Below are 14,049 nucleotides of genomic sequence, written 5' to 3' on the forward strand. Positions count from 1 at the left end.
CTTTTGCATGCCCAAAACGCTGCGGAAGTTCCACATACTGGATTCGTTTTTGCTGTTGAGAGTAAAAAAGGATGTGCCACAAAACTTACGTTTTGCGACACATCCTTTTTGGAACACCCCAACACTATAGATGCAAACATCTCCACGTTCGAAAATGAGTGTCTAAATGTCGTCAGAGAGTAAAAAATACTTTCGCATTTTTGGGCTTTTGAGGTAAGGCCTCCACACCAGGGAAAGAGGGGGGGTGGGGTCCAACACTTTGTTCAGCCATCAATATTGTTTTTGCTAGGGATTAGAAATTGAAAGCCAGATACCTGTGGCTCGTAATCCATAAATTTCATTTTAGAATAATCTATAGATTAGAATCATAAAAATACTCCTTTCCGTGTAAGACGTGTATTTTCAGTCGGTAAGCCGTTATCTGATCAAAGAAATAAATGTGAAAGAAATGATTTCGACTAGGGGAGGAGTATTGAACTTAGCACGATATAAAAAATGATAATTATTTGTACATCATCTGTGTGTCGCGCTAAATGAACGATAAGATAAAGATATCGCATTGATTATAAGTAGAACGAATGTTCGTATCAATGAATATATATGGGAATTAAGGAAGAGATATACAGATAGATAGGTTCATGGAGGTCGGGAATTCTCGTTAGATACATTTATGGATATATATGAGGGAGATGATATGTCTATAGAAGATGTAGACTAAAGAACTTTGTCATAAAGGAAGAAAACTGTGGGTACAGGAGAGAGAGATTTGTTGTGCGAAATGTCATATTTATCAACTTGCCATTGTGCATGTAGACAAAAAATGGCCAATACGACTAAAATATGTAATAATGTATTGTAACATATACTATTTTGACGTAAAACAACAAATGTGTATATATAGAAAATGTATCTCCATTTTATTCCCATAAAAAAGGTGATACACTTTCTATACAAACACCAGAGGAAAAGTCGTGAGCTGGCCAGCTTAAGGGAGACAAAACCTCCGAAACCATGTGGTGTTGGATCCTGGTAAATTCAACAATTTGAAAGGAGATATAATGATGAGACGATGGAAAAAGATAGGAGCACTTGCCCTTGCAACCACGCTTTCCCTGAGCCTGGCGGCCTGTGGAGGCGGCAACAACAAATCTGCTGATGGCACCCTGACTATGCAGATCTGGGACACTGCCCAGCGTGATGCCATGCAGGCCCTGGCGGATGCCTATCATGAGATCAACCCCGATGTGACCATCGAAGTGCAAGTCACCAGCTGGGACGAGTATTGGACCAAGCTGGAGGCCGCTGCCGGTTCTGGCAACCTCCCTGATGTGTTCTGGATGCACACCAACAACATTCTGATGTATGCAGACAACGGCATGTTGGCAGATGTCACCGATCTCTATGACGACGATACATACTCTCACTACTCTGACATCTCCATTGCAAATACCCAGGGCAGTGATGGACGCATGTACGGCGTGCCCAAGGACAAGGACACCGTGTGCCTGGTCTACAACAAGGAGATGTTTGATGCTGCCGGTGTGAGCTATCCCGATGAGAACTGGACCTGGGATGACTTGGTGGAGGCCTCCGAGAAGATTTACGAGGCCACCGGCAAGTATGGATATATGGCCTACGCCGACGATCAGCTGGGCTATTGGAACTACGTCTACCAGAATGGCGGCTACATCCTCAACGAGGACAAGACCGCAGCTGGTCTGGACCAGCCCGCCACCATCGAGGCTATGAAGTTCTACATTGGCCTGCAGGACAACGACTGGTGCCCCGACCAGACCTACTTTGCCGAGACCGCTCCCGGCAACGCCTTCTTCTCCGAGCAGGGCGCCATGTTCTTTGAGGGCACCTGGAGCCTGCTCAGCGAGATGCAGAACTACCCTGAGATGCAGGGCAAGTGGGACGTGGCCGTGCTGCCCAAGGCTCCCAACCCCGCCACTGGCGACGGACGTGCCACCATCTCCAACGGTCTGTGCTACGCTACCTCCGCCGACAACCAGGACAACGAGACAGTCATGAACTTCCTGCGCTGGCTGGGCACTGAGGAAGCCCAGCAGATCCAGTCCTCCTACGGCGCCGCCATCTCCGCCTATGAGGGCTGCGAGGACGAGTGGGTGGCCGCCTTCGACCAGTTCGACTACAAACTCAACGTTCAGGCCTGTGTGGACATGTTCGACTACTCCGTGCAGTCGGTCAACGATGCCACCCGCCCCGTGTGGAAGAGCAAGGTCTCTGACGAGCTGCTGCGCATTTACAGCGGCGAGGTGTCCGTGGACGATGGCCTGAAGAACATGAACGACGCCATCAACAGCGCCATTGCCGAGGGCTAAGAAACACCGGGCAGGTCGGAGGAAACTCCGACCTGTGGTGTTCCTGACCTCCCCTGGATGAGAACGTTTTCAGAGAAAGGAGTGCAGACGGATGAAGAAAAAGAAGTCTGCTGCCGCTCGCAGTGAGCAGCGCTGGGCCTGGATCATGGTGGCCCCCACCATCATCGGCCTGATCATCCTCAACTATATTCCCCTGATTCAAACCATCATTTTAAGCTTTTCCAAGACCAAGACCTTCGGCGCCACCCAGTTCAACGGCATTGAAAACTACATCGACATGTTCCAGTCCCCGGAGTTTTGGAAGGCCACCTGGAACACGGTGTACTTCTGTATTTTGACCGTGCCGGTGGGCATCATCCTGGCGTTGCTGGTGGCTGTGCTGCTCAACGCCAAGGTGAAGTTCAAGGGCGGATTCCGCGCCATCTACTTCTTGCCCATGGTGTGTGCCCCCGCTGCCATCGCCATGGTGTGGCGCTGGATGTTCAACGGTGAGTACGGCATCATCAATGCCATCTTCGGCGTGGATGTCAACTGGCTGACCAACCCTGTCACCGCCGTGCTGGCCTGTGCCATTGTGGCCATCTGGAGCTCCATCGGCTATGACGCCGTGCTGCTGCTCTCCGGCTTGCAGAGCATCTCCAAGAGCTACTATGAGGCCGCCCGCATTGACGGCGCCAGCCGCATCAAGCAGTTTTTCTCCATCACCCTGCCCATGGTTTCTCCCACCTTGTTCGTCACCCTGATCATGCGCATGATGGCCTCTTTGAAGGTGTATGACCTCATCTACATGATGGTGGACCAGAACAACCCCGTGCTGCCCGACGTACAGAGCTTGATGTATCTGTTCTACCGGGAGGCCTTCGTGGCCGGCAACAAGGGTTACGCATCCGCCATTGTGGTGTGGACCATCCTCCTCATCGGCATCGTGACCATTGTGCAGTTCATTGGCCAGAAAAAGTGGGTCAACTACGACGTGTAATAGGAGGGCCAGCATGAACAGAACAACTCGAATCGGCGGCAAATCCGCCGCCACGGTGATCACCTACGCCTGTCTGATCATCGGCTCTGTGATTATGATCTTCCCCTTTGTGTGGATGATCCTCACCGCCCTCAAGTCCATGTCCGAGAGCGTGCGCATTCCTCCCACCTTCTTCCCGGAAGTGCCGTATTTTGAAAACTTCCAGTACGCCCTGACCAGCCTGCCCTTTGGCAAGCTGTACATCAACACCGCCCTGATGGTGCTGGGCCGTGTGGTCTGCGCCATTGTGTTCAGCTCCATGGCGGGCTACGCCTTTGCCAAGCTGCACTTCAAGGGCAAAAATGTGCTCTTCGCCCTGGTGCTGATCCAGATGATGATGCCCTCCCAGATCTTCGTCATTCCCCAGTACGAGATGCTGTCCAAGGTGGGTATGACCGAGAGCATCTTCGCCCTGATTTTCCCCGGTCTGGTCAGCGCCTTTGGTACCTTCTTCCTGCGCCAGGCGTACATGGGCATCCCCGATGAGATCGCCGAGGCGGCCTATCTGGACGGCTGCAACCAGTGGCAGGCCTTTTATAAAGTGCTCTTCCCCCTCACGGGCAGTGCCATTGCCGCTCTGACCATCTTCACCGCCGTGTTTGCCTATGCAGACCTGATGTGGCCTCTGGTGGTCAACACCGACATCAACCTGATGACCCTGTCCTCCGGCCTGGCCACCCTCAAGGGCCAATTCACCACCAACTATCCGGTGCTTATGGCAGGCAGCCTGTTTGCCATGGTGCCCATGCTCGTGCTCTACCTCATCTTCCAGCGCAAGTTCATTGAAGGCATTGCCCTGACTGGCGGAAAATAAAGGATGATTCCCCATGATTCAATTTGACAAGCAAAACAATACTCTTACTCTTCACACCGCCCATACCTCCTATCAGATGAAAATCGATGACAAGGGGGTCCTGCTCCACACCTACTATGGGAAACGGCTGAGAAAGGGCGACCTGTTCCGGCTGATTTGTCACGAAGACCGAGGCTTTTCCCCCAACCCCTATGAGGCGGGGACCGACCGCACCTACTCCCTGGACACCATCCCCCAGGAGTACTCCACCTGCAACGTGGGCGACTTCCGCCCCACCAGCCTGGAGGCTGAATTTGCCGATGGGAGCATGGCGGTGGACTGGCGCTATGTGACCCACCACATCTTGCACGGCAAGTACACCATTCCCGGCATGCCCAGCTTTTACGACGAGGGCCTGACCGCCGAGACCTTGGAAGTGGTGTTGAAAGATGTCCACACCGGGTTGGAAGTGACCCTCCTGTATGGTATACTGGAGGAACAGGACATGATCACACGGGCGGTGCGAGTGCACAACAGCGGGGATAACCCCGTGACCCTGACCCGTGTGATGTCCCTGTGTCTGGACTTCCCGACAGGGAAGAAGGACTACATCACCCTGGGCGGCGCCTACGCCCGGGAGCGGGAGCCGGTGCGGGCCCACCTGACCCAGGGCACCCACAGCGTGGGCAGTGTGCGGGGCACCTCCAGCCACCAGAGCAATCCCTTTGTGGTGGTGTGTGACCCGGATACCAATGAGGACCACGGCTCCTGCTGGGGTGCGGCCCTGGTGTACTCGGGCAATCATCTCATCGAGGTCACCGGTACCCAGTTTGATGAGACCCGTCTGAGTATGGGGATTCATCCCTTTCACTTCCGGTGGCAGCTGGAGCCTGGCGACACGTTCCACACCCCCGAGGTGGCCATGGTGTACTCCCGCCAGGGCCTGACCGACCTGAGCCAGAAGTTCCATCGGGGCATTCGGCTCAATCTGTGTCGGGGCCCCTGGAAGGATGAGCGCCGCCCTATTCTCATCAACAACTGGGAGGCCACCTACTTCCAGTTTGATGCAGACAAGATCGTCTCCATTGCCCAGACCGCCAGCAAGGTGGGTGTGGAGATGATGGTGATGGATGACGGCTGGTTCGGCAAGCGCAACGACGACTTTGCTGGGCTGGGCGACTGGAATGTCAATGAGCGCAAGCTGCCCGGCGGGCTGGCCCCGTTGGCAGAGCAGATCAACGCCCTGGGCATGAAGTTCGGATTGTGGGTGGAGCCGGAGATGGTCAACGAGGACTCGGACCTGTACCGGGCTCACCCCGACTGGGCGCTGCAAATTCCCGGGCGCAAACCCACCCGAGGCCGCTCCCAGCTGGTGCTGGATCTGACCCGGGCAGAGGTGCGGGATTACATCAAGGACAACCTGTGCCGCACCCTCCACAGCGCCAACATTTCCTACATCAAGTGGGACATGAACCGCAGCCTCACCGATGTGTGGTCCGGCGGCCTGCCCGCCCAGCGGCAGGGAGAACTGTACCACCGGTATGTGCTGGGTGTGTATGAGATTTTGGAGATGCTCCACCAGGAGTTCCCCCACATTCTCATCGAGGGGTGCAGCGGCGGTGGCGGTCGCTTCGACTGCGGCATGCTGTACTACAGCCCTCAGTTCTGGTGCAGCGACAACACCGACGCTTTGGACCGCCTGCGCATCCAGTACGGCACGTCCTTCTGCTATCCCTGCTCGGCAGTAGGTGCCCATGTGTCTGCCGTGCCTAACCACCAGACCGGACGGGAGACTCCCATGCACACCCGAGGCGTGGTGGCCACCGGTGGCACGTTCGGCTATGAGCTGGACCTGAATAAGCTCAGTCAGGATGACCTGGACGAGGTCGCCGGACAAATTGCCCAGTTCAAAGAGGACTGGGAAGTGGTGATGCGGGGGGACTACTACCGCCTGACCAATCCCTTTGAGCCCGGATACTACCAGGCCTGGATGCATGTTTCCCAGGAGAAGGACGTGGCTCTGGTGTCCGTGGTGATGGGAGAGACACACGCCAACCCCATTCGGCCACTGCTCTACCTCAAGGGACTGAATCCCCAGGAGGACTACGAACTGGATGGCCAGGTATACGGCGGCGATGAGCTGATGTTTGGTGGGTTGGCCCTGCCGGTGCAGAAAGAACACGGCGCGGTTCAGTACAAGCTGACCCGGGTGTGAGAAATACATAGGGGGAGGGGGAGCCATGCAAGGACAGTTTTCCATGTTTCCACACGACAATTTTCTGGATTTATTTATGGTTCAGTTCGGGTGGGAACAGTGCGCCTCCCTCCACTCCTATGGCCCACATGTACGCAACAACTTCCTCTTCCACTACATCATCTCGGGAAAGGGACAGCTGGAGGTGACCCAGCCTGAGGGCGGGGTGCGTCGGTTTCAGCTCCACGAGGGCACCGGCTTCCTCATTCTCCCCGGACAAGTGACCACCTACTGTGCTGACCAGGATGACCCGTGGAGATATACCTGGGTGGAATTTGGCGGGGTACAGGCCCAGTACCGCCTGGGGCTGGCAGGGCTGACCGAACAGCAGCCCATTTACTCCCCCATCCAGCGGGATATGGCCCAGCGGCTCCAGGATGAGCTGCTCTACATCGCCAACAATCCCCAGGCTACCACCATGAACCTGATGGCCCACTTCTACCTCTTCATGGACGCCCTCATTGAGACCTCCGCCAACAAACAGCGGATGCGAGGCATGACCCAGCAGAACTTCTACATCCGTGAGGCCACCCAGTTCATTGAGCAGTACTACAAAGATGACATCAAAATTGAGCAGATCGCTGCATTCTGCGGCCTCAACCGCACCTACTTCAGCCGTCTGTTCAAGGAGATGCTGGGAGAGACCCCTCAGGAGTACCTGGCCCGCTACCGTGTTAACAAGTCCATGGAGATCATGCGGGGTACCAGCCTATCCATTGGGGAGATCGCCGCTATGGTGGGATACCCCAACCAAATGTATTTTTCCAAGGTGTTTCGAAAATATCAGGGGGTGCCGCCCCGGACCTGGCGCCAGCAGGACAGCCAGGTGGTGGAGGGTAACGGCTCCGGCAGGAAAGGATGACAGGCATGTATTGGAGACAAAAAGATTTTCGCGCTGCCCAGGAGCGGGAGGGAGAGCCCTCCAAGCTCTCGGATGTGCTCACTCAGAGCAGTCTGGACCTATTTCGTATCAATCTCCTCACCTGCCTGGCCATGATTCCGCTGGTTACCATCCCTGCCGCCATTTGTGCCATGAATGACATGGCAGGACGGATGGTACGGGATGAGGAGGCCAGCCCACGGCAGTTCTGGTCCAGCGTCAAGGGGAACCTGCTGCGGGGAATCCCGGTGTTCTTTCTGGCCTGTGTGCTGCCCTGGCTGGCTGCCGCAGCCGCATTCCTCTATGCGGGGATGACCCAGGAGCACGGGGTCTTCTTTCTCCCCTGTGCCTTCTCTCTGCTGGTATGTCTGGTGTCCCTGCTCACCTCTGCCTACCTCTTCCCCCTCTCCGAGGCCATGCCCCTGAAACAGGCTATCCCAGCCAGTGTGCGCCTGGCCCTGGCCCGGCCGGGGAAGGCCCTGGTGTGTGGGGTGCTCAACCACGGCCTGATGTTTCTGGCCATCGGGTTTTTGCCGCTGAGCGGACCCTATTTCCTCTTGGGCGGCTTGGCTTTCCCCTGTGTGGTGGGACGATTCCTGGTCCGGGAGAATGTCCGGCTGCTCCTACCCCACCGAGAGGAGAACTTTGAGCTGGTGCAGGAAGAGGATCTGTAAGGCGAAACACCTGCCCCGGATAAAATCAAACAAAAAGGAGCACAACTCGATGCGACCCAAGAGAAGCCGCACCACGGCTGTGGTGCAAAAAAACGTCGCTGCTGCATCCGTCCCGTCGGGATGGGTTGCAGACGAGAGTGTCTTCCAGCGCCGTCTGGACCAGCGCCAGGAGGAGCTTCGGGCACTGTACAATACCATCTACCCCAACGACCAACAGGCCTATGAGTACTTTGTGGCCATGCTGCACCGGATGTTCCTGAGCCGGAAAGAGGCCCTGCACGAGCAGGATGCCCAGCGGGAGCAGGACCCACAGTGGTTTAAGGCCAAGGACTTTGTAGGCATGATGCTGTACACCAACGCTTTCGGCGGTACCCTCCAGGGGGTGAAGGAGAAGCTGGGCTACCTCAACGAGTGTGGAGTGAACTACCTGCACCTGATGCCGCTGCTGTTGAGCCCCGAAGGGCGCAGCGACGGCGGCTATGCCGTGGCGGACTTCCGCACGGTGCAGCCCCAGCTGGGCACCATGGAGGACCTGGAGGCTCTGGCTGATGCCTGCCGAGCCCAGGGCACCTGCCTGTGCCTGGACTTTGTGATGAACCACACCAGCGAGGACCACGAGTGGGCCCAAAAGGCCCGGGCAGGGGAGCCTGGCTACCGGGAGCGCTACTTCTTCTACGACAACTGGGACATTCCCAACCGGTATGAGGAGACGGTGCCCCAGGTGTTCCCCACCACAGCCCCCGGCAACTTCACCTGGCTGGAGGATTGCCAGCAAGTGGTGATGACCACCTTCTACCCCTATCAGTGGGACCTGAACTATGCAAACCCCGTGGTCATGAACGACATGACTGAGAATCTGCTGTACCTGACCAACCGGGGCATTGACGTCATTCGGCTGGATGCTGTGCCCTACATCTGGAAGGAGCTGGGCACCAGTTGCCGCAACCTGCCCATGGTGCACACTATGGTGCGGTTGATGCGACTGGCCTGCGAAATTGTCTGCCCCAGCGTGCTGATGTTGGGGGAGGTGGTCATGGAGCCGGCCAAGGTGGTGCCCTACTTCGGGAGCACCGAAAAACCCGAGTGTCACATGCTCTACAACGTCACCACCATGGCTACCACCTGGCACACCCTGGCCACCGGCGATGTATCCCTGCTGCGCCGCCAGCTGGACACCGTGTGCGCTCTGCCCAAGGAGTTTTTGTTCCTCAACTACCTGCGCTGCCACGATGACATCGGCTGGGGCCTGGACTACGCCTGGCTCAACGCCCGCTTCGGCACTGACGAGGTAGCCCACAAGCGATATCTGAACCAATGGTTCACTGGCCAGTGGCCCGGCAGCGTCAGCCGGGGCGAGCTGTACAACGACGACCCCCGGCTGGGGGACGCCCGGCTGTGTGGCACCACCGCCTCCCTGTGCGGGCTGGAGACCGCCTGCGATGCCATGTCCCAGGCCCGGGCTGTGGGGTGTGATTTGATGCTCCACGCCTGGATGTTTACTCAGAGCGGCATCCCCGTGCTGTACAGCGGGGATGAGGTGGGCCAGTGCAACGACTACAGCTACCACCAAGACCCCAACAAGTGCGCAGACAGCCGATACCTCCACCGGGGAGACTTCCCCTGGGAGGCGGCAGAGCAACGTCACGTGGAGGGGACGGTGGAGAACCAGCTGTTCTACGGCCTGCGCCGTCTGGAGACCCTCCGGGCCCAGTACCCCTGCTTCCAGCCCAACGCCAATGTGTGGACCTTTGACACAGGGTCCCCCCACGTGCTGGGGGTGGGCCGCTGGTACAATGGCTGCAAGCTCATGGCGTTCTTCAACTTCGGTGGCAGTTTTATCACCGCCACCTGTCCCGAGCCGGGGGACTACCATGAGGTCATGTATGACAACCACTATACAAATCTGAACCAGGTGGGGCTGTATCCCTATGGTTTTGCCTGGATGATTCAGTCCCATACTTGAACTTACGCACCAGATCTGACATATTCAAGCCCGCAGGCGGCGACTTCCACGGGATGACTCCCTCAGCCCCTGTGAGGAACAAAGGAGGAAAAACATCCGCTGACCGGCGGTGCGGCAATGTGGAGACTTGTCGCAAGGCCCCCGGAGGTTCGCTCTCTGGGTGGTGAGGATGGAGTTGCGGAGGCAGTCCATCCACGGTATATCATATGGCAACTTTGAGTCTGAAACATGTGAAGAAGATCTACGACAACCAGGTCACCGCCGTCCACGACTTCAACCTGGAGATTGCGGACAAGGAGTTTATCGTGTTGGTTGGCCCCTCTGGCTGCGGCAAATCCACCACTCTGCGGATGATCGCCGGTCTGGAGGAGATCTCCGACGGCGAGCTGCGCATCGGCGACCGTGTGGTCAACGATGTGGAACCCAAGGACCGTGACATCGCCATGGTATTCCAGAGCTACGCACTTTACCCCCACATGACGGTGTATGAGAACATGGCCTTCGCCCTGAAGCTGCGCAAGATGCCCAAGGATGAGATCGACCGCCGTGTGAAGGAGGCCGCAGAGATTCTGGACATCACCCAGTATTTGCAGCGCAAGCCCAAGGCTCTGTCCGGCGGCCAGCGCCAGCGTGTGGCCATCGGTCGTGCCATTGTGCGGGAGCCCAAGGTGTTTTTGATGGATGAGCCTCTGTCCAACCTGGACGCCAAGCTGCGCAACCAGATGCGGGCTGAGATCATCAAGCTGCGCAAGCGTATCGACACCACCTTCATCTACGTCACCCACGACCAGACCGAAGCTATGACCCTGGGCGACCGCATCGTCATCATGAAGGACGGCTACATCCAGCAGGTGGGCACCCCCCAGGAGGTGTTTGGACACCCCATCAACACCTTTGTGGCCAGCTTCATCGGTACGCCCCAGATGAACTTCTTCGACGCCAAGCTGGAGAACAACGGAGGTGCCTACCAGGTGGACTGCGGCGGCATGAAGGTGCAGCTGCCCAATGAGGTCCAGGCCAAGCTCAAGGCCAACGGCGTGGCCGCTGGAGACATCGTGCTGGGTATCCGTCCCGAGCACATCCAGTTTGTGGAAGGTGGTAAGGGTAATGCCCTCACCGGCCAGGTGGACGTGTCCGAGATGATGGGCAGCGAGATTCACCTGCACATCTCCACCTCCACCGGAGACGGCGCTGCCAAGGATGTGGTCATGCGGGTATCCACCAACGATCTGCCCAGCCAGTACCGCAACGGCATCCCCTATGGCACCCAGATCAGCTTCAGCTTCCCCGGTGCTCTGGTGCACCTGTTCGACAAGGAGACGGAACGCAATCTGATCTAAAAAGCGTAATTTCATCCGATGCGACGGCTACGGGTCGGGCCACACAGGCCCGACCCGTTTTGATCTGTGTGGGACTAGGAGGGACACACCATGGCCTTTGAAGAATATCAACGGGCGTTGAAGATTGCCCAAAAGGACAGGAAAAGTGCAGAGTTGAAGGGGCGGCCCACGGGGCTACTGACGCTGCCGGACCAACCGGAGAAGCTGGCCTATCGGCGGGAGTCCCTGGGCATTGTGGAAATTCCCGCCGAGTTGATTGTGGGAACCTGTAATGCCCTGAGAGCGGATGCCTTTTCGCCGGGGTTTTATCCGGCTCTGCCAGCGGAGACGGAGTTTGGCGAGAAGTGGATGAGTCTTTGCAAAGCTCATCTGGACGAGGGCATTCGGGACCCCATCAAGGCGGTAGAGTATCTCAACCGCTATTACGTTGTGGAGGGGCACAAGCGGGTGAGTGTGCTGAAATACTTTGGTGCCGTCTCCATCCCCGGGGTGGTCACACGTCTGCTGCCCTATCCCTCCGATGAGCCAGAGGTGTTGGCCTACCAGGAGTTTCTGGAGTTTTACCACATGACCGGCCAGCTGTTCCTAGTTTTCCGCCAGCCTGGCCAGTACGCCAAACTGCTGGAACTGATGGGATGCACCAACAAGGAGGTGTGGGGCGCAGAGTTCACCTATGCCTTCCGGGCGTTTTACTATATGTTCCGGGAGGCATATCTCCGGGAATATGAGGACGAGCAGGGGGTTGCACAGGCCTTTTTGACCTATATTGAGATTTTTGGCTATCAGGAGTCCATCCGGAAGCTGCCATCTCAGCTGGAGGAGGATCTGTCCAAAATCAAGCAGGAGATACAAAACAAAGTGGAGCAGGTGGAGAACACCGTGGTGCTGGATGACAATGTGAAGATGCCCTTTTTGTACACCCTGCGCCCCACGCCGGATAAAATCCACGTGGCCTTCATCCACCGGGGCAACACCGAGACCTCCAAATGGACGTACAGCCACGAGTATGGGCGCATCCGCATGGAGCGGGCCATGCGGGGGCAGGTGTCCACACAGTGGTATGAAAATGTGGACACCGACGAACAGGCCGAGCAGGTCATTGAGGACGTCATCCGGATGGGGGCAGACATCATCTTTACCACCCACCCCCAGCTGCTGCTGCCCAGCGTCAAGCAGGCGGTGCTCCACCCAGAGGCGAAAATCCTCAACTGCTCTTTGAACACCAACTACCCCTCCGTGCGCACCTATTATCCCCGCCTGTACGGGGCCAAGTTCATCAAAGGGGCCATTGCCGGGGCCATGTCCCGAGACGGGCGCATCGGCTATGTGACCGACTACCCCACCTATGGGGGGGTTGCCAGTATCAATGCCTTTGCCCAGGGGGCACGGATGGTCAACGCCCACGCAAAAATTTACTTGGAGTGGTCTCAGCTCCAGTCAGGGGATGGCCTGGAGCGGCTGCGCCAGAAGGGCATTAACCTGGTGGACTACCACGACCAACTCCATGAACACAGAGACGGTGTCCAGGATGACACCCACAATTTGGCCCTGGTCCAGTGCTATTGGGGAAAATTCTACCAACGGCTGGTACGCCGGGTCATGGACGGCAGTTGGAAGCTGGAGGAGCGGGGGGCCAGCGCCGTCAACTATTGGTGGGGCATGACCCAGGGGGTGGTGAGCGTGCTCAGTTCCCGGCGGGTGCCGGCGGGAACCCGTCGGCTGGTGGGGTTGTTCCGGGACGCCATGCGCAACCAAAAGTTGGACCCCTTTTACGGAACCATTTACAATCAGCGGGGACAGGTGGTGCACAGCGATGAGATTCCCCTGTCTACCCAGAAAATTTTGACCATGAACTGGCTGTCCTCCTACGTGGAGGGGCGGCTGCCCGACCTAGAGGAGTTTACCCCTAAGGCTCAGGAGCTGATTCGATTGCAGGGCGTGGAGAGACGGAGCGATACATGAGAATTTTAGTTGTAGCGGATGAGGAGTCTATGTTCCTTTGGGACTATTACCGAGATGGTAAGCTGGCGGGGTTGGATCTGATCTTGTCCTGTGGAGATTTGGAGCCCAGCTATCTCTCCTTTTTGGCAACCTTTGCGCCTTGTCCTGTTTTGTATGTGCATGGCAATCACGATGACCGTTACCAGCAGAATCCTCCAGAGGGTTGCATTTGCGTAGATGGGAAGCTCTATGAGTATCAGGGAATTCGAATACTGGGACTGGGAGGCTCCATGCGCTATAAGCCGGGAATGCATCAGTATACAGATATTCAGATGGCTTGTCGAGCAGCCGGGCTGCTTCCACATATCTGGATGAAAAAAGGGTTTGATATTTTGCTCACCCATGCCCCTGGGACTGATATGGTGGAGAGCAACGACCTGGCACACCGGGGTTTTTGGGCCTTTAACCGCCTGCTGGATAAGTATCAGCCTGCTCTGTTTCTCCACGGACACACCCATATGAACTACGGTCGACAGATTCAGAGAGAACGTATGTATGGGAAAACCAGGGTCATCAATGGATATGAACGGTATATTGTGGAAATATAGTGGGAGTTTTACCCTGAAGATGTTGTGAATCTGTTTCTCTGTATTACATAGATTTGTTTCAAGTGAGTCCTTCCGGGCGGTCCACCATGAACCACCTCTGGGTCCAGCAAATGAGCGTAGCTCATTGGTTAGAACTCCGGCGCAATTTCACATGGTCTGCTGGGGAATATAAGGTTCTGTGGGCTGTTGCTCCTGCTCTCTGAGCTGTTCCGTGATATCTGGTATGCCACTTT

General features: G+C 56.6%; 11 protein-coding genes. All 11 read left to right on the forward strand.

Going from position 1 to position 14,049, the window contains the following annotated elements; all coding sequences use genetic code 11:
* On the forward strand, nt 1-183 hold a 183-nt coding region (locus tag H9X86_RS10570; RefSeq protein WP_204901487.1), incomplete at its 5' end, for a hypothetical protein.
* Nucleotides 184-1,061: 878 nt separating this feature from the next.
* Complete coding sequence (locus tag H9X86_RS10575) at nt 1,062-2,345, forward strand: ABC transporter substrate-binding protein (protein WP_204901488.1); 1,284 nt, start codon at nt 1,062-1,064, stop codon at nt 2,343-2,345.
* 91 nt (nt 2,346-2,436) lie between these two features.
* A complete protein-coding gene (locus H9X86_RS10580) occupies nt 2,437-3,324 on the forward strand; it encodes a carbohydrate ABC transporter permease (protein ID WP_204901489.1) in 888 nt (295 codons plus the stop codon).
* A gap of 13 nt (nt 3,325-3,337) precedes the next feature.
* Complete coding sequence (locus H9X86_RS10585) at nt 3,338-4,177, forward strand: carbohydrate ABC transporter permease (RefSeq protein ID WP_204901490.1); 840 nt, start codon at nt 3,338-3,340, stop codon at nt 4,175-4,177.
* Nucleotides 4,178-4,190: 13 nt separating this feature from the next.
* Nucleotides 4,191-6,371 (forward strand): alpha-galactosidase, encoded by a 2,181-nt coding sequence (locus H9X86_RS10590; protein WP_204901491.1) that lies wholly within the window; start codon nt 4,191-4,193, stop codon nt 6,369-6,371.
* Nucleotides 6,372-6,396: 25 nt separating this feature from the next.
* Nucleotides 6,397-7,272: an AraC family transcriptional regulator gene (locus tag H9X86_RS10595; protein ID WP_204901492.1), complete on the forward strand. Its 876-nt coding sequence runs from the start codon at nt 6,397-6,399 to the stop codon at nt 7,270-7,272.
* A gap of 5 nt (nt 7,273-7,277) precedes the next feature.
* Nucleotides 7,278-7,964, forward strand: a complete 687-nt coding sequence (locus tag H9X86_RS10600; RefSeq protein WP_204901493.1) for a DUF624 domain-containing protein — start codon at nt 7,278-7,280, stop codon at nt 7,962-7,964.
* Nucleotides 7,965-8,013: 49 nt separating this feature from the next.
* Entirely contained in the window at nt 8,014-9,927 is a 1,914-nt protein-coding gene (locus H9X86_RS10605) for an alpha-amylase family protein (RefSeq protein WP_204901494.1), read from the forward strand.
* A 206-nt stretch (nt 9,928-10,133) separates the two neighbouring features.
* Nucleotides 10,134-11,267, forward strand: a complete 1,134-nt coding sequence (locus tag H9X86_RS10610) for an ABC transporter ATP-binding protein (RefSeq protein WP_204901495.1) — start codon at nt 10,134-10,136, stop codon at nt 11,265-11,267.
* 90 nt (nt 11,268-11,357) lie between these two features.
* Nucleotides 11,358-13,229: a BMP family ABC transporter substrate-binding protein gene (locus tag H9X86_RS10615; protein ID WP_204901496.1), complete on the forward strand. Its 1,872-nt coding sequence runs from the start codon at nt 11,358-11,360 to the stop codon at nt 13,227-13,229.
* The gene (locus H9X86_RS10620) at nt 13,226-13,816 is read left to right on the forward strand and encodes a metallophosphoesterase family protein (RefSeq protein ID WP_204901497.1); all 591 of its coding nucleotides are present in this window, start codon (nt 13,226-13,228) and stop codon (nt 13,814-13,816) included. Before H9X86_RS10615 ends, H9X86_RS10620 begins: the two co-directional genes overlap by 4 nt.
* Nucleotides 13,817-14,049: the final 233 nt, after the last annotated feature.

It is taken from the genome of Pseudoflavonifractor capillosus, from assembly GCF_016902575.1.
In the GTDB taxonomy this organism is placed as follows: Bacteria; Bacillota; Clostridia; order Oscillospirales; family Oscillospiraceae; genus Enterenecus; species Enterenecus capillosus_A.

Bases quoted from the DNA above. Each gene is read 5' to 3' on its own strand.
- H9X86_RS10600 (WP_204901493.1), top strand. From the start codon at position 7,278: ATGTATTGGAGACAAAAAGATTTTCGCGCTGCCCAGGAGCGGGAGGGA.
- H9X86_RS10605 (WP_204901494.1), top strand. From the start codon at position 8,014: ATGCGACCCAAGAGAAGCCGCACCACGGCTGTGGTGCAAAAAAACGTC.
- H9X86_RS10610 (WP_204901495.1), top strand. From the start codon at position 10,134: ATGGCAACTTTGAGTCTGAAACATGTGAAGAAGATCTACGACAACCAG.
- H9X86_RS10575 (WP_204901488.1), top strand. From the start codon at position 1,062: ATGAGACGATGGAAAAAGATAGGAGCACTTGCCCTTGCAACCACGCTT.
- H9X86_RS10580 (WP_204901489.1), top strand. From the start codon at position 2,437: ATGAAGAAAAAGAAGTCTGCTGCCGCTCGCAGTGAGCAGCGCTGGGCC.
- H9X86_RS10585 (WP_204901490.1), top strand. From the start codon at position 3,338: ATGAACAGAACAACTCGAATCGGCGGCAAATCCGCCGCCACGGTGATC.
- H9X86_RS10620 (WP_204901497.1), top strand. From the start codon at position 13,226: ATGAGAATTTTAGTTGTAGCGGATGAGGAGTCTATGTTCCTTTGGGAC.
- H9X86_RS10595 (WP_204901492.1), top strand. From the start codon at position 6,397: ATGCAAGGACAGTTTTCCATGTTTCCACACGACAATTTTCTGGATTTA.
- H9X86_RS10615 (WP_204901496.1), top strand. From the start codon at position 11,358: ATGGCCTTTGAAGAATATCAACGGGCGTTGAAGATTGCCCAAAAGGAC.
- H9X86_RS10590 (WP_204901491.1), top strand. From the start codon at position 4,191: ATGATTCAATTTGACAAGCAAAACAATACTCTTACTCTTCACACCGCC.